The organism is Halorubrum salinum (assembly GCF_024494575.1).
GTDB lineage: Archaea > Halobacteriota > Halobacteria > Halobacteriales > Haloferacaceae > Halorubrum > Halorubrum salinum.
Window position 1 is genome coordinate 586696 of record NZ_JANHDO010000001.1, and the last position, 15586, is coordinate 602281.

A 15586-nucleotide genomic window follows, 5' to 3' on the forward strand; every position below is an offset into this window, starting at 1 on the left:
GCCCGCCGACTGACGGCTCGCTGTCCGTCGACGCGCCGACTCACTCCTCCTCGAACCCGAACACCGTCCGCGGGTTCTCGACTACGACCCGTCGGATGTCGTCGACGTCGATCCCGTAGCGGTACAGCTCGAATATCGCTCGCTTGAGCGCGAACGGGTCGGTCCGGAGGACGTTCGCGCAGTCGGTATCGACCATGATCCGGTCGGAGCCGTACTCGTCGATGGCGTCGGCGACGTCGGCGGCGTCGACGCCGACCAGCCACGAGTGGCCGATGGTGTAGCTCAGGTAGCAATCCGTCTCCTCCATCAGGTACCGCGTGTTGTTGCGGTCGGCGTGGGAGGCGACGACGCGCTCCTCGTCGAGGCCGGCGTCGCGGGCCGCCGTCACGTCGAGTTTCACCGATTCGAGTGCGGGGTTCTCGCCGTCGAGGACGGGGTCGGCACCGAGCCCGGCGTTCTTCTCGTAGCCGGGGGTGACGCCGAGACCGTCGCGGTACGACCGTTTCGCGTCCGCCGACGTGTTCGGCGTGTGGAGGATCACCGGGAGGTCGTGGTCGCGAGCCAGTTCCATCTGCGCTTGCACCACCGCCCGCTGTTCGTCGACGCTCCAGCCGCTGACGTGCTGGGAGGGGACCACGCCGGTCTCGCCGACCGCGATCACCTCCTCCAGCGCGCAGTAGTCGTCCATCGCGGCGAGCAGGTCGTCGGGGTTCTCGATGCGGACGCCGGTGTGGACGCCGAGCCCGAGCTTGGCCTCGAAGAAGTGGTTGCGCTCGATGGCCGTCCGGCGGTTGATCGCGTCGTCCCACAGGAAGCGGATGTCGTCGGCCTCCACGGGCTTGTACGGGGTCCAGTGGTATCCCGAGGCGACCATCAGCATCGAGCGGCAGCCCGCGAGCGCGTACCGCTCCCGGTCGTCCCACGAGAGCGTGTGCGCGTGGTTGTGGATGTCGATCCACGGGAGCGTGAGCAGCTCCCGCGGGAGGTCGACGGCGTCCACACCGTCTCGTTCGTCGAGGTAGGCAGCGTCGGTCGGTCGCTTCGTCGCGTGCGGCGTCGGCATGACTCGACCTTTGTCCCCCCGGCCACTTAGCGTTTTACAGCTTGGTAAAACTTTTAGTAGGCGTCGGACGCACGTACGCGTGTATGACACTGTTGATCGGGACAGACGACGGGCTGTACCGGGTCGGCGACGTGCCCTTCGAGCGGGACGAGCCGGAGCGGGTGCTCGACTGCGAGGTCGTGACCGCGGTGAAGTCGTGGGACCACACCGAGGGCGTGTTCGTCGCGTCGTCGACCGGCGCGTACCGCTCCGCCGACGGCGGCGAGACGTGGGAGGACCTGGGGGTCCCGCTCGGCGACCGGTTCTGGCACGCCGGACAGAGCGAGGTGTGGTCGATCCTCGCGACCGCCGACGGGGCGCTGTACGCCGGAACGAACGACCCGTACGTCTTCCGCTCCGTCGACGGCGGCGAGACGTGGACGGAACTGAAGGGGTTTCGCGATATCCCTTCGCGCGGCCACTGGGAGTCGCCGATCGACCCGCACTACGCGCGACTGCGCGCGCTCGAAGCCGTCCCCGGACGACCGGAGCGGCTCATCGCCGGCGTCGAGGCCGGCGGGATCCACCTGAGCGACGACGCGGGGCAGACGTGGCGCGACAAACGCGACGCCATCGTCGACGACGTCCACCAGGTCCTGCCCGTCTCCGAGGACGTGTGGCTCGCGGCGACCGGCTATCTCGATCACGACTTGGAGAACCTCGGGCTCGGCCACGCGGTCGGCGAGGGCGGCCTCTGGCGCACGACGGACGCCGGCGACTCGTGGACCCGGCTCGACCGCGGCAGCGACTTCTCGTACATCCGACGGGTGTTCGTCCACGACGGGCGCGTCTTCTTCTGCGGCGGCGAGGAGGCCCCGCCGGCGTGGGTGAACGACGACCACGAGGTCGCGCTGTTCGAGTCGACGAACTTCGGCCGCGACTTCGAGCGCGTCCCCTTCCCCGGCGAACCCCACGAGACCATCGAGACGTGGGCGGTCCACGACGGCGACGTGATCTGCGGCTCCGGCCTCTTCGACGTGCCCGATCAACGCGACGACGTCGAAGGGCGGATCATGCGCCGCGTCGACGGCAGCGACGGCGATGGCGGAGGAGCCGACGGCGACGGCCCGGCCTACGAGACCGTCGGCCGCGTCGACGCGAACGTCAGCCGGATGGAGGTGGTGTGAATGAGCGACGATCAGGCGTCTGAGGAGACCGCGTCGGCGGAGGCGGCCGGCGGCGACTCCGCCCCCGACGCCCCCTCGCTGCTCGGCCGATCGCTGTACGGCGGCGTGCTGGCGTACATGGCCGTCGACGGGTTCAAACACAACGACAAGCGCGTCGAGATCGCCGAGGAGAAGGGCGTTCCGATGCCCGAGATCGCCGTCCCCTTCGTCACCGGGATGCTGCTCGTCGCCAACCTCGGGATCGTGCTCTGGCGGCTGCCGCGCGCGGCCGCGGGCGCGCTCGCCGTCTTCTTCCTCGGGACGACGCCCGCGATCCACGACTTCTGGAACATGGAGGGTCAGGAGCGACAGGGCAACAAGATCAACTTCCTCAAGAACCTCGCGCTGCTCGGCGGCGCGCTCGTGTTCCTCGAGGCGGCCGACCGCGACGCGAACGATAATTCGGGCGACGACTGATCGCCGGCGGCTACAGCACGTACGGGCCGCGTAACTGGATCGGTTCGTCGTGCGGTCGCCCGGCGACGGCGACGACGCGGAGGGTATCGGTGTCCTCGCCGTTTTCGACCCGGACCTCGCGAGCTTCCGTGACGGGGAGCACGTCGCCCTCGGAGAACACGTCGCCGTCGACGGCCCCCGCACCGGCGACCCCGTAGAGGAAGCCGGACCAGCCGTCCGGCACCGACCACGTCCACTCGTCGTCGACGCGCGCGTCGAGGTACGTCATCGGCGTCCGGAGGTCGATCGGCGAGCCGTCGCCGACGACGGTGGTGACCGTCGCGCCCTCGGGCGTCTCCGTGGGCAGTTCGGCGGCGCTCGCGTCGACGTAGTCCGCCTCGGCCTCCTTCTCGCTCCGCGGGAGGTTCACCCAGAGCTGGAGGCCGCTACACGCGTCGCCGTCGGCGGGGAACTCGGAGTGGCGGATGCCGCCGCCGGCCGTGATCCGCATGGCCTCGCCCTCGCGGGCAGTGTGTTCGACGCCGAGCGAGTCGGCGTGGTCCATCCCGCCGTCCAGCATGTACGAGACGATCTCGAACCCGCGGTGTTCGTGCATCGGGAACCCGGTATCCGGGTCGATGTAGAACCGCTCGAACAGTACGAACGGGTCGAGACTGCTCGGATACGCCTCGGTGGGGAACGCGCGAGTCGAGTTCACGCCGGTCCCGTGTCGCACCGGCCGGCCGGCCACCGGCCCGTCGCTCGCGGACCGCTCGTCGGACGCCGCATCTGATGTCATACGTCATCTGAGGGGTCTGTGACGGATAAGTCCCGTGGAGCCGGTAGTCAGAAACTGACACACTGAATATGAACTTCTATACAACAGCGTTCTACAGCGTATGGAGGCCTACTTAATTGCTTTTTTGTATTAGTCGATATTCTTACTGAAATCCGTTACGGAGAACGTTCATAGTGGTCGGCGACAGACGATACGATGTCGACATGAGCTACGAACTCGATCCGCTGCCGTACGACTACGACGCGCTGGAGCCGCACATTTCCGAGCAGGTGCTCGAATGGCATCACGACACCCATCATCAGGGGTACGTGAACGGGTGGAACGCCGCTGAAGAGACGCTCGAAGAGAACCGCGAGGCGGGCGACTTCTCGTCGTCTGCCGGCGCGATCCGGAACGTCACGCACAACTCGTCGGGCCACATTCTGCACGACCTGTTCTGGCAGAACATGAGCCCCGAGGGCGGCGACGAGCCCTCGGGCGAGCTCGCGGACCGAATAGAGGAGGACTTCGGCTCGTACGAGGCGTGGAAAGGCGAGTTCGAGGCCGCGGCCTCGGGCGCGAGCGGCTGGGCGCTGCTGGTGTACGACACGTTCTCGAACCAACTGCGCAACGTCGTGGTCGACAAACACGACCAGGGCGCTATCTGGGGCGGTCATCCCATCCTCGCGCTGGACGTGTGGGAACACTCCTACTACCACGACTACGGCCCCGCCCGCGGCGAGTTCGTCGACAACTTCTTCGAAGTCGTCGACTGGAACGAACCCGCCGCCCGCTACGAACAGGCCGTCCAACTCTTCGAGTAACGAGTTCGAGTCACCTACCCCCGACGGCTGCGACTCAGGTATTCTCCCGTGGGCGGTCCGGGCGACTCTCGCCGCCGGACCGATTCGCGTGCGTGCAGTTTTTCGCCAGCACTCAGACCGGCAGCAGCGCCGCCCCGGCGGCGGCCGCGCGCTCCAGTTCCGGGCCGTACGCGATCACGATGTAGAGGAGCGACAGGAGGATGCTGTTGTACAGCGCGTGCATCAGGGCGACGACGACGAGGTTCCCGGTGTACTCGTACACCGCGCCGAACAGGAGGCTCGGGAACACCAGGAGGCCGATCGCGATCGCCACGCCCGACGCGCCGCCGCCGGACAGCGAGATCACGTGTGCGGGGGCGAACACCGCGCTCGCGACGACGATGGCGGGGGCCGCCGGCAGCGACTCGCGCAGGCGGCTCTGGACCACGCCGCGGAAGAGGAACTCCTCGCAGGGGCCGACGACGAGGAACATCGCGAGGACGATGGCGGGGATGATAGCCGGGTTCTGCATCGCCACCGCCGCGCCCTGGTTCTGTGCGGGCTCGACGCCCGAACTCGCCACGACAGCCGACAGCGTCAGCGCGACCGCGAACGTCGCCACCGCCCCGACGACGGCGATCACGAGCCCGAGGAGACTCGGGCGCTCGATCCCGAGGTACGCGACGATCCGCGCCCGATCGAAGCCGCGGAGCCGCAGGTACGCGAGGCCGGTCCCGACGAACGCGACGTACTGTCCCACGACGAGCGAGAGCGCGAGCGAGACGCCGAGCGAGAAGCCGCCGACCAGCTGGCCGACCTGCGCGAAGACGAGCGAGACGGCGACGTACGCGAGGACGCCGAGCACGCCCACGCCGACCGCCGAGCCGACCGTCCTCGGGAGAGAGTCGCCGCCGATCGGTGGGCCGTCATCGGCCGGAGCGGCGCGGTCGGTCGGCGCGGTCGCGTCAGTCGAAACGGAGGCCTCGGTCGGTGAACCGCCGTCCGCAGGTGGCCCGCCGTCGGTCGGGGACCCGCCGTCCGGCGCGCTCGCGGGCGAGCCGTTCGGATCGCCGCTGGAGGGATCGGTCATTACCCGCGGTAGGAACCGGTCACGCATAGGCCTGTTCGTCGATACGGCGTCCCGCGTCCGCGGCGAGGGTGAACTGCACGTCGTCCATCGCGCGTCTCTCCGCCGATCGCCTCCTCGTCGCTCGTTCTCCCTAGCTCACCGCCGGGTCAGCTCGTACCACAACACGGCGGTCACGGCGCGTCCGTCGCGGATCCCGTCGTCGACGACGGCCGCGAGGAGGTCGTCGTAGGGGACCGTCTCGACCGTGATCGACTCGTTGTGATCGAGGTCGCGGTCGGCGGTCGGCTCACAGCCCGTCGCGAGGAAGTGGTGGTGGACCGCGTTCGCCATCCCGTTCGTCGGCTCGACCGTCGTCAGCCGCTCGAACTCGGCGGCCTCGTAGCCGGTCTCCTCGGCGAGTTCGCGGGCCGCGGCGGCTTCGAGGTCGGCGGCGTCGCCGTCGGGATCTCCGGCGTCCCCGGGGCCCTCCGCATCCCCGGGTTCGATCGTCCCCGCGGGGAGCCCGCGGTTCACCCGCCCGACCGCCTGCCGCCACTCGTCTATCACGACCACGTCACCGTCGGGGGTAAAAGGCAGGACCACGACCGCCGGCGGCTCGTCGACGTAGTGGAAGCCGTCGGTCTCGCCGTCCGGGAACCGCACCTCGTCGCGGCGCACGTCGAAGCCGGGACAGCGGTAGTCGATGTCGGTGTCGAGCGTCTCCCACGAGAGGTCGGCGGCGGACTCGTCCATGGATCGGGATCGACGCTCGGGGCTAAATAGCCGCACGCTCGCGGAGCCGCTGGATCGAAAGCGCCGCACCGGCCCCGATCACCCACGCGAGCGTCCCCAACACGAGTGCCTGCACGCCGAGGTAGACCAGCCCGTCGAGGTCGAACAGGGCGACGAGCCGCTCCGCGAGCGGTCGTCCGGGGAGACCGAGGAGGTAGTGGTTCGCACTGTAGCCGAGCAGGGCGGCGTAGACGGTCGCCCACGCGGCGATCAGGCCACCCCGGCGAACCGCGAGCCCCGCGGCCGCGAGGACGCCGACGGCGGCCGCGTGTCCCGCGAGGAACACGACGCCGCCCCCGATCTCGAACGCGCCGACCGCGTAGGCGACGAAGACGAGCGCGAAACACGCCGGCGGCGCGGCGAGTCGCGGGTCGGGACGCGGGCGATCTCGCGGGGGACCGAGGAGGAGCGTACGGAGGGAGGACACACTCGGCGATGACCGCGGCGGCACAAAAAAGTCGGTTCGACGGGCGGTTCCGCGACCGTCTGTATCAGTCCCACTCGTCGAGTGAAGCCTGTCCGTCTCCGGAGCGTCGCGGCCGAGCGTCGCTCCGGTCGTGTCCCTCGCTCCCGACGCTCGGCTCTGCGCCGACCCAGTCCGTGAGCTTGTTCCCATCGACCCCATCGGTTGACCGGGAACCGAACGACTCCGTTTCGCCGCCGGACCGATCGGCCGCATCGAACCCGGCGAGCGTCGCCTGATCGCTTTCCGCGAAGTCGAGCTTCGACACGCGGACGCCGAGCTTGCGGACCCGCACGTCGGCGAACTCGTCGAGGAGGTCGAGCGCAACCTCCTCGACGAGGTCGGGGTCGTCCACGGGGCCGGGGAGGCTCCGGGCGCGCGTGTTCACCTCGAACGGCGGTTCCACGACCTTGATCCCGATAGTCCGGTACAGACAGCCCCGTTCCCGGGCGCGGCGGGCCACGTCGGCCGCCAGCGCCGACACCGTCTCCCGCTTCGTCTCGCCGTCGGCGGTGGCCGGCAGCGACGACTCCCGCGAGAGGCTCTTGGGGAGGCCGGTCGGCGTCACGTCTCGGTCGTCGTCGCCGCGGGCGCGGCGGTACAGCGCTCGGCCGCGGTCGCCGAGTTCCGCGGCGAGCCGCTCGGGGTCGGCGGCGGCGAGGTCGCCCGCGGTCTCGATCCCCATGTCGGCGAGCGTCCGCTCCGTCACGGGCCCGACGCCGTGGACGTCGGCGGTCGGGAGCGGCGCGAGGAAGTCGGCGACCGACCCGGGCGGGACGACCACGAGCCCGTCGGGCTTGTCGGCGTCGCTCGCGACCTTCGCGGCCGACATGTTGGGGGCGACCCCGACGCTCGCCGGCACGCCCGCCTCGCGTTCGATCCGCGATTTGACGTGGCGGGCGTACCCCTCCGCGAGCGTTCTGGCGTCGGCGGGACCGGCCGCGGCGCTCGGGGGCGGCGTGCCGTCGTCGTCGGTCCCGCCGCCGGCGACGGCCCACGAGGTGCGGTCGGTGACGTCGAGGTACGCCTCGTCGATGCTCACCTCCCGCCGCGTGTCGGCGCAGTCGCGGACGACCGCCTTCACCTCGCTCGCGACGTCCTTGTAGAAGTCGAGGTCGACGGGGAGATATCGGCCGGTCTTCCCGGGGTCGGGCGCGTCCGGGTCGTCGGGGTCGGCGTCGGCGCGCCGGGGGAGCCGCTCTAGCGCCTCGGAGATCGGCATCGCGCTCTCGACGCCGAACGCGCGGGCTTCGTAGCTCGCGGTCGCGACCGCGCCGATCGTCTCGCCCGCTTCGTAGCCCATTCCCACGACGACCGGCTCACCGGCGAGTTCCGGGCGGCGCAGTCGCTCGCAGGAGGCGTAAAAACAGTCCATGTCCACGTGCAGGACGACGCGGTCGCTCGCGTCGTCGGTGTCCGCGGCCGTTCCGGGGAGCGTCCCGCCGCTCATCGAGGTCTCCTCCGCGCTCGTCGTCCTTAAGCATCTGCCACGCGACACCCGCCACGCGCGGCGAACGCGCTCGACGGACGAGAACCGCCCGAACCCGGATCCAGAACCGATACTTCGGCCGATATTCGTTTATTATCGGCGGTACTACCGATCGGTCATGCCCGAGCAGATCGACGTGTTGCACGTCGACGACGACCCGTCCGTGCTGGACCTGACGTCGGCGTATCTCGACCGCGAACTGGCGTCGGTGGCGGTGACGAGCGTCACGGACCCGACCGAGGCGCTCGACCGGCTGAGCGAGGGAGCGTTCGACTGCGTCGTCAGCGACTACGACATGCCCGGCATGGACGGGCTGGCGTTCTTCGACGCGCTCCGCGAGCGCGACCGCCGAGTCCCGTTCGTGCTCTACACTGGGAAGGGGTCAGAGGAGATCGCGAGTCAGGCGCTCAACGCCGGCGTCACGGGCTACTTCCAGAAGGGCGGCCCCGAGCAGCTCCGGCGGCTCGCGAACCGCGTCGACCAGGCGGTCGAGGAACACCGGACGCGGGCGGTCGCCGACCGCTACTCGACGGTCATCGACGCGCTCGGCTACCCGGTGTACGTCGTCGACGAGACGGGCGTGTTCACGTTCGTCAACGAGCCGTTCGCGGCGCTCACCGGCTACGACCGGGAGGAGATAATCGGCAGCACGCCAGACCTGATCAAGGACTCGGAAGCGGTCGAAGAGGCCGAGCGGCGGCTCGGGAACGTCCTGTCGAGCGCCGGTCCGGACGTCGAGCACTTCGGCGTCGACATCGTTCCGAAGGAGGGCGAGCCGATCCCGTGTCGCGACCACATGGCCGCGCTCCCGTACGAGGGCGACTGTTTCGAGGGGAGCGTCGGCATCCTGCGGGACGTCTCCGACGAGCACGAGCGACGCGAGGAGCTGGAGACGAAGACCCGCGCGCTCGACGAGGCACCGGTCGGGATCACGATCACCGACCCGGACCTGCCGGACAACCCGATGGTGTACGTCAACGACCGGTTCGTCGAGATGACCGGGTACGGCCGCGATGAGGCCGTCGGCGTCAACTGTCGGTTCCTGCAGGGCGACGACACGGACGAGGAGTCGGTCGCGCGGCTCCGGCGGGCGATCGACGCCGGCGAGCCCGAGACCGTCGAACTGCTGAACTACCGCAAGGACGGCACGGAGTTCTGGAACCGCGTCAGCATCGCGCCGATCCGCGACGACAACGGACGCGTCACGGAGTGGGTCGGGTTCCAGGAGGACATCACGGCGTTCAAAGAGCGCGAGGCCGCGCTAAAACGGCAGAACGAGCGGCTCGACTCCTTCGCGGGGATCGTGAGCCACGACCTCCGGAACCCGCTCAACGTCGCGCAGGGGCGCGTCGATCTCGCGGCCGCGGAACGCGACGGCGAAGACGAGCACCTCGCGGCCACGGCCGACGCGCTCGACCGCATCGAGACGATCGTCGACCACACCCTCACGCTGGCCCGCGAGGGCGAGTCGGTCGGCGACCCGGAGGCCGTCTCGCTCGCCGCCGTCGCCGCCGACAGCTGGGACACGGTCGACACCGGCACGGCCGCGATACAAATCGAGACGGACCGCGAGGTACGCGCCGACCCCGACCGGCTTCGGAACCTGTTCGAGAACCTGATCCGCAACGCGGTCGAACACGCCGGCGACGGGGTCACGATCCGCGTCGGGGACCTCTCGGACGGCTTCTACGTCGAAGACGACGGGCGCGGCGTCCCGGAGGAGATCCGAGACGACCTCTTCGAACCGGGCGAGAGCGGCGTCGACGGAAACACCGGGTTCGGGCTCGCGATCGTCCACGAGATCGCCACCGCACACGGGTGGGACGTGTCGGTGACGGACGCCACCGCCGGCGGCGCTCGGTTCGAGATCCGCGGCGTGACGCGCCGTGTCGACACCGTCTGACGGTCGCCCGAACCACCACCCAGCCGACCGGTTCGCGAAGCCGCACCCCTGGCGTCGGCCCGCGAAACCGGATCGATTCTCGGGGGTCCACAAGCGCCTTTGCTTCGCCTCCCGAACCGCGAGTGAATGGGGCTACTCTCGCGGGCGGCGGCGACCGACCGGCGTGTCATCGTGCTGGCACTCGCGCGGATGGTCGGGGCGGCCGGGAACTCGTTTCTCATCGTCGTGTTGCCGCTGTACATCGCCAGCGATCTGATCGACGTCGACGCGCTGATCGGCTCCGCGGTCGGGGTCGGTCCGGTCGCGGTGACGCTGACCGAGCCGCTTCTCATCGGAATCGTCCTCTCGCTTTTCGGCTTTCTCAACAGCTTCTCACAGCCGTTGACCGGGCGGCTCTCCGACCGGATGGGCGTCCGACGGCCGTTCGTACTGGCCGGAATCCTGCTTCTCGGGACTGCGAGCGGGCTGTACACGGTCGCCGACGCGTACTGGCACCTCGTCGTGCTCCGGGCGGCACAGGGGTTCGGCGCGGCGCTCATCATTCCGGCGACCGTGGCGCTCGTCAACGAGTACGCCGCGAGCGACAGCGACCGCGGCGGGAACTTCGGCGTCTACAACACGTTCCGGCTGCTCGGCTTCGGGTTCGGACCGGTGCTCGCCGGGGCCGTCGTCGAGGGGGGACCGTACGACCTCTCGCCGGTCGGGCTACCGACGCTCGACGGGTTCGACGCCGCCTTCGTCGCGGCCTGCGCCGGAGCGTACCTCAGCTTCGTCTTAGTGTTCCTTCTCGTCCGCGACGCGGCGGACGCGAGCGAGGCCGGCGACGACCTCTCGATCCGGGTGCGCGGCGAGGACCGCCTGCTCGACCCCGTGTTCGCGCTCGGGCTGGCGACCGTCGCGATGGGGCTGTGTATCGCGATGTTCGCCACCCTCCAGAATCAGGTGAACGTCCGGCTCGACCAAGCGCCCGTCTGGTTCGGGATTCAGTTCGGCGCGGTCACGATAGCGAACGTGCTCCTACAGGTGCCGGTCGGGCAGGCGAGCGACCGGATCGGTCGGCGGCCGTTCCTGCTCGCCGGCTTCGTGCTGCTCGCGCCGACGACGCTTCTGCAGGGGATCGTCACCGATCCGATCGTGATGACGCTCGTTCGGCTCGGCCAGGGCGTCGCCGTCGCGTTCGTGTTCGCGCCGTCGCTCGCGCTCGCGGGCGACCTCGCGAGAGAGGGCGAGTCCGGAACGACGCTGTCGGTGCTCACGATGGGCTTCGGGTTCGGCATCGCGCTCGGGCCGCTCGCGTCCGGCTGGCTCGTCGGCTTCGGGTTCGTCGTTCCCTTCGCCGTCGGCGCGGTGCTCGCGGCCGTCGCACTCGTCGGCGTCGTGACGCAGGTCGACGAGACGCTGGGCGCGGGCGACGAGCCCCCCGCCTCGGCCGCGGACTGACAAGATAATACCTCCACAACCACAACACCACCCCGTGTCCCGCGACCGCGTCTACTGCGTCGACTGCCGCGAGCCCATCCCGAGCGACGCGCGGATCTGTCCGCACTGCGAGGCGGTCCAGCCCTCTCCGCTCGTCGACGTCGGCGTCGTCGTCGCCGGCGTGTTCGCGTTCGTGTTCGGCGTGATCCTGACGGTGATGACCGTGGGAACGACGCGTATGCTCGGGTTCGTCCTGATCGTTGTCGGCTTCGGCCTCGGCGTCGGCGGCTACACCCGTCACATCGATCGACAGGCGGGCAGGCGGGCGCGGTGACCCCTCGCCGCGATCGCCCGTGTGGCTCACGAGACGCGATGCGCCTCCGGCACCGGCGGCTCCGCGCCCCCGACGCCACCGCGGCAGTGCTGTCCCGCGACAATTTAAGTTCGATGGGGGGCCACGTCCGCACATGATCACGCCACTCACCGCCGGACTCGTCCTCGCCGGGCTGTTGCTCGCGTTCGTCGGTGCCGCGGTCTCCGTGTACGCGGTGACGCTGACCGGGATCCTCGTCGGCGGCGGAGCGGGCTACGTCGCCGCGCCGAGCCTCCTCGGCGTCGTCGCGGTCGACGGCGTCGCCCTGACCGGCGGGGCCGTCGCGGTCGGTGCTGCGGTCGGCGGCTTCCTCGCGTACGCCGGGCTCTCGTTCGCGGTCGTCGCCATCGGCGGGCTCGTCGGCGGGTTCGCCGGGCGGTTCGCGGTCGGCCCGACCTACGCGGCCGACGCCGCCGGCATCGAGGGGACGCTGCTCCTCGTCGGCGCGACGCTGGCCGGCGTCGCGGTCGGCGCGCTGGTCGGCTTCGTCGCGAGCCGGACGACGCTCGTCGTCTCGACGGCGTTCATCGGGGCGGCGTTCGCCTCCCGGTCGATCACGCCCACGAGCCTGGAGGCGGCCGCCGCGGGGCCGACCGTCGAGCCGCTGCTGTTCGACCTGTCCGCGCCAGCGTTCCTCGCCGTGTTCGTCCTCGGCGGGCTCTCACAGCTCGGGCTGTTCAGGTTCGGGTACGTGACGACGTTAGTCGGGCTCCTGCCCGGCGCGCGGCGGTGGACGGCGGGCACCGAAGAAAGCGAGCGCACCTGACCCGCGGCGCTCACGGACCGCGGGACCGCTCGCCGCCGTGATGTCAACTCAGACGGTGGGGTGGGCGGCCGATCAGGCCGTTTCGTCCGGTTTCTCGACTGTGACCCGCACTTCGTCGTCGGTGACCTCCTCGATCCGATCCGGGTGGAGCGGGAACTCCGTCGCGTCCGCGTCGACGCCGCCGAGTTTCGATCGGGTCTGCTCCGAAAGCGCCGGGTCCGACTCGACGTACACCGTGTCCTCTGTCACCTCCGACACCGTTCCGACTGCCTCGTTGTTCGCCGCGACGACTCGCTTGCCTTCGTCCGCTGAAGTCGGCTGTGTTCGTGCCATTGCGATCGGGCCATCGCCTCCCTCACGGGTTGTTATCATGACCATGTCGCCAGGGTAATCGCCATCGGTGCGTCTCAGTTCGCGGCCACGTAGTTACGTCTCGCTTGGCGGTCGCGTATCACTCGTACTCGTAGAATCCTCGCCCCGATTTCTTCCCGAGCTCGCCGGCGGCGACCTTGCGCTTCAGGAGGTACGCCGGCTGGTAGCGGTCGCCGAGCTCGTCGTGCAGCGTCTCGCTAGCGTCGAGCACCACGTCGAGGCCGATGTGGTCGGCCAGTTCGAGCGGCCCCATCGGGGCGTTCGTCCCGAGTTTCATCCCGCGGTCGATGTCCCGCTTCTCGGCGACTCCCTCGTCGTACGCGCGGACGCCTTCGTTTATCCACGGCATCAGGATGCGGTTCGTGACGAAGCCGGGCTTGTCGTCGGACTCCCAGGTCGTCTTGCCCAGGTCCTCGGCGAACGCGTGCGCGAACTCGGCGACGGCCGGATCGGTGCGTTCGCCGACCACGACCTCCACGCCCTCCATGACCGGAACGGGGTTCATGAAGTGGAGTCCGACCACGTCGCTCGCGCGGTCGGTCGCGCTCGCGATGGCCGTGATAGAGAGCGTCGAGGTGTTCGTCGCGAGCGCCACGTCGTCGTCGGTCACGCCCCCGAGGTCCGCGAATATCTCGCGTTTCACGTCGAGGTCCTCGACCGCGGCCTCGATCACGAGATCGGCGCCAGCGAGGTCGGCGAGGTCCGTCGTCCCGGCGATACGGTCGCGGATCGCGGCCGGCTCCTCGTCGAGTGCGCCCTTCGCGTCGAGCCGCGACAGACTGTCGTCGACGCTTTCGAGCCCCCGCTCGACGTACTCGGTCTCGACGTCTCGCATCGCGACCTCGTAGCCGGCCGTCGCCGCGACCTGTGCGATCCCGCTGCCCATCGTGCCAGCGCCGACGACGCCGACGACCTCGATCTCCGAGAGCGTGCGCATGCGATTCACTGCCTCACTCTGCGAGGTAAGCGTTGCGGGACGGGCGGCTGTGAAGACGCGCAGTCACCCGTCTCGCGGCGCGGGCGTTCGCCCGTCAGAACCGCTCAGCGGGACGGTGACCGTGGCGATCGTCCCGGTCGGTTCGGCGGGCTCGAAGTCGACCGAACCGCCGATCGTCTCCGTCCCCCACTTCACGAGCCAAAGCCCGAGCCCGCTCCCGTGGCGGAGGGGTGTCTCGGTTCCCGAGTCGAGGATGTCCAACTCGTACTCGTCGATGCCCGGTCCGTTGTCGGTGATCTGCACCACGGCCTGATCGCCCTCGACCCACGCGGAGACGCTCACGCGCCGGTCCGAGCCGACGTTGTGCACCGCGGCGTTCTCGATCAGGTTGTTCACCACGACCGCAGCGCCGTCGGGTACCGGTGCGTCCTCGGTTGGACGGTCCAGTTCGAAGGCGACGTCGGGGAACGCGTCGCGGGCACCGGCGAGACAGTCCCCGACGAGCGAATCGAGCGACGACTGGTTCCACTCGCCGACGGCGTCCTCGAACAGGTCGATCGCGTCCCGACCCTTCTCGCTGAGTTCGACGATCCGCATGGTCCGCCGCTTGATCGTCTTTGCCGTCTCGTCCGCGGTGCGCTCGGCGTACCCCTGGATGATGTTCGCTTCGGTCCGGATGTTGTGTCTGAGCACTCGGTTGAGCACCTTCAGCCGCTGTTGTTGCTGGAGGTAGCGCGTGACGTTGTGGAGGGTGAACACGTATCCGAGCGTGTGGTCGCGGCGATCGGTGAGTTCGGTCATGGTCACGTCGTACGACTGAGACGTCGACTCGGTTCCGACGGTCAGGAAGTCGCGGCCGCCGTCGGCCTGTATCGGCCCGCTCACCGGGAGCAGCTCGGACGCGGACGCGCCCAGCGCGCGGTCCGCGTCGACGCCGAGGATCGCGGCACCCGTCTGGTTGATCTCGACTATCGTGTCGTGACCGTCGACGACGATCGCGCCCTCGTGGATGTGGTCGAACAGGAACTCCTTGGCGCGCCACGTCGGGGCCGGGTTGGCTCCGAACATTCGGAACCGCCTGATAGCGCCGAGATACGCGACGCCGGAGACCGCGAACGCGATCGGCGTCGGGTCGATGCCCGCGGAGGGGAGCGCGCCGGCGTTATAGAGGACGTTCGTGGCCCACGGGGTCGTGATTCCGACGAGCAACGCGGCGCTCTGCCCGCGGAAGGCGGTCGCGCGGCTCGACACCAGCCCGAGTATCGGGACGATCCCGAGCACGCCGAGCAGGTAGGTGTACGCCGCTGCGACGCCGTACCAGACACCTCCCTGTTCGGCGACGACCGCGCCGTCCGCGGTGACGCCCGCGGCACGGACGTAGAGGAGCCCGTGGTACTGTTCGGTAACGGCGAGACACACCGTGAGGACCGGAACGACGGACAACAGCGCGACGTTTCGCCGCGTGATGTACTGGTCCCGGCCCGTGTACTCCAGCGCGAACAAGATCCACGCGACGGGGACGATCATGACGCCGATCCAGCCGAGTTTCGTCCACGTCAGCGTCCCGCTGACCGACTCGGCGGAGAGGCTGAAGATGATACACGTCGCCCACACGGACTGCCCGCCGAGCAGCCACACGAGGGGGGTCGCGCCGGGGTTCGGCCGTTCCCGCCACGCGAGGATCGCGGCACCGCTCCCGATGGCCACCGAGCCGAACAGGAGCGGGACGACGACCGTCGTTGGGGGGAGCACGTGCGG

At 69.6% G+C, this 15586-nt stretch carries 16 protein-coding genes; 7 read left to right on the plus strand and 9 right to left on the minus strand.

The features are described from left to right. Nucleotides 1–40: 40 nt before the first annotated feature. Nucleotides 41–1063: a TatD family hydrolase gene (locus NO930_RS03075; protein WP_256402449.1), complete on the minus strand. Its 1023-nt coding sequence runs from the start codon at nucleotides 1061–1063 to the stop codon at nucleotides 41–43. Between the two features lie 83 nt (nucleotides 1064–1146). Between NO930_RS03075 and NO930_RS03080 the strand changes: the two genes are divergently transcribed. After that, nucleotides 1147–2229, plus strand: a complete 1083-nt coding sequence (locus NO930_RS03080; protein WP_256402450.1) for a WD40/YVTN/BNR-like repeat-containing protein — start codon at nucleotides 1147–1149, stop codon at nucleotides 2227–2229. Beyond that, complete coding sequence (locus NO930_RS03085) at nucleotides 2230–2685, plus strand: DoxX family protein (RefSeq protein ID WP_256402451.1); 456 nt, start codon at nucleotides 2230–2232, stop codon at nucleotides 2683–2685. Between the two features lie 10 nt (nucleotides 2686–2695). Here NO930_RS03085 and NO930_RS03090 read toward each other — a convergent pair whose 3' ends face one another. Next, on the minus strand, nucleotides 2696–3463 hold the full coding sequence (locus NO930_RS03090) for a pirin family protein (RefSeq protein WP_137784412.1): 768 nt from the start codon (nucleotides 3461–3463) through the stop codon (nucleotides 2696–2698). Between the two features lie 203 nt (nucleotides 3464–3666). Between NO930_RS03090 and sod the strand changes: the two genes are divergently transcribed. After that, nucleotides 3667–4266, plus strand: a complete 600-nt coding sequence (gene sod, locus NO930_RS03095; RefSeq protein ID WP_256402453.1) for a superoxide dismutase — start codon at nucleotides 3667–3669, stop codon at nucleotides 4264–4266. A 112-nt stretch (nucleotides 4267–4378) separates the two neighbouring features. Here sod and NO930_RS03100 read toward each other — a convergent pair whose 3' ends face one another. From NO930_RS03100 to NO930_RS03115, 4 genes are all read right to left on the minus strand, one after another. Then, a complete protein-coding gene (locus NO930_RS03100) occupies nucleotides 4379–5335 on the minus strand; it encodes a CPBP family glutamic-type intramembrane protease (RefSeq protein ID WP_256402454.1) in 957 nt (318 codons plus the stop codon). Between the two features lie 135 nt (nucleotides 5336–5470). Continuing rightward, nucleotides 5471–6067: an NUDIX hydrolase gene (locus tag NO930_RS03105; protein ID WP_256402455.1), complete on the minus strand. Its 597-nt coding sequence runs from the start codon at nucleotides 6065–6067 to the stop codon at nucleotides 5471–5473. 22 nt (nucleotides 6068–6089) lie between these two features. After that, nucleotides 6090–6533 (minus strand): hypothetical protein, encoded by a 444-nt coding sequence (locus tag NO930_RS03110; RefSeq protein ID WP_256402456.1) that lies wholly within the window; start codon nucleotides 6531–6533, stop codon nucleotides 6090–6092. Between the two features lie 64 nt (nucleotides 6534–6597). Beyond that, on the minus strand, nucleotides 6598–8019 hold the full coding sequence (locus NO930_RS03115) for a DNA polymerase Y family protein (RefSeq protein ID WP_256402457.1): 1422 nt from the start codon (nucleotides 8017–8019) through the stop codon (nucleotides 6598–6600). A gap of 157 nt (nucleotides 8020–8176) precedes the next feature. Here NO930_RS03115 and NO930_RS03120 point away from each other — a divergent pair, with 157 nt between their 5' ends. The 4 genes from NO930_RS03120 (at nucleotide 8177) to NO930_RS03135 (ending at nucleotide 12519) form a co-directional block, all read left to right on the plus strand. Then, the gene (locus tag NO930_RS03120) at nucleotides 8177–9961 is read left to right on the plus strand and encodes a PAS domain-containing protein (RefSeq protein ID WP_256402458.1); all 1785 of its coding nucleotides are present in this window, start codon (nucleotides 8177–8179) and stop codon (nucleotides 9959–9961) included. Nucleotides 9962–10087: 126 nt separating this feature from the next. Then, a complete protein-coding gene (locus tag NO930_RS03125) occupies nucleotides 10088–11401 on the plus strand; it encodes an MFS transporter (protein WP_256402459.1) in 1314 nt (437 codons plus the stop codon). A 34-nt stretch (nucleotides 11402–11435) separates the two neighbouring features. Then, complete coding sequence (locus tag NO930_RS03130) at nucleotides 11436–11714, plus strand: zinc ribbon domain-containing protein (RefSeq protein WP_137784799.1); 279 nt, start codon at nucleotides 11436–11438, stop codon at nucleotides 11712–11714. A 133-nt stretch (nucleotides 11715–11847) separates the two neighbouring features. Further along, nucleotides 11848–12519, plus strand: a complete 672-nt coding sequence (locus tag NO930_RS03135) for a phosphate ABC transporter permease (RefSeq protein WP_256402460.1) — start codon at nucleotides 11848–11850, stop codon at nucleotides 12517–12519. Nucleotides 12520–12591: 72 nt separating this feature from the next. Here the strand turns inward: NO930_RS03135 and NO930_RS03140 are convergent, their stop codons facing one another. The 3 genes from NO930_RS03140 to NO930_RS03150 form a co-directional block, all read right to left on the minus strand. Next, nucleotides 12592–12852 (minus strand): PRC-barrel domain containing protein, encoded by a 261-nt coding sequence (locus NO930_RS03140; RefSeq protein WP_137784076.1) that lies wholly within the window; start codon nucleotides 12850–12852, stop codon nucleotides 12592–12594. A 118-nt stretch (nucleotides 12853–12970) separates the two neighbouring features. Continuing rightward, the gene (locus tag NO930_RS03145; protein ID WP_256402461.1) at nucleotides 12971–13828 is read right to left on the minus strand and encodes a 3-hydroxyacyl-CoA dehydrogenase family protein; all 858 of its coding nucleotides are present in this window, start codon (nucleotides 13826–13828) and stop codon (nucleotides 12971–12973) included. 63 nt (nucleotides 13829–13891) lie between these two features. Next, nucleotides 13892–15580, minus strand: a complete 1689-nt coding sequence (locus NO930_RS03150) for a histidine kinase N-terminal 7TM domain-containing protein (RefSeq protein WP_256402462.1) — start codon at nucleotides 15578–15580, stop codon at nucleotides 13892–13894. Nucleotides 15581–15586 lie beyond the last annotated feature (6 nt).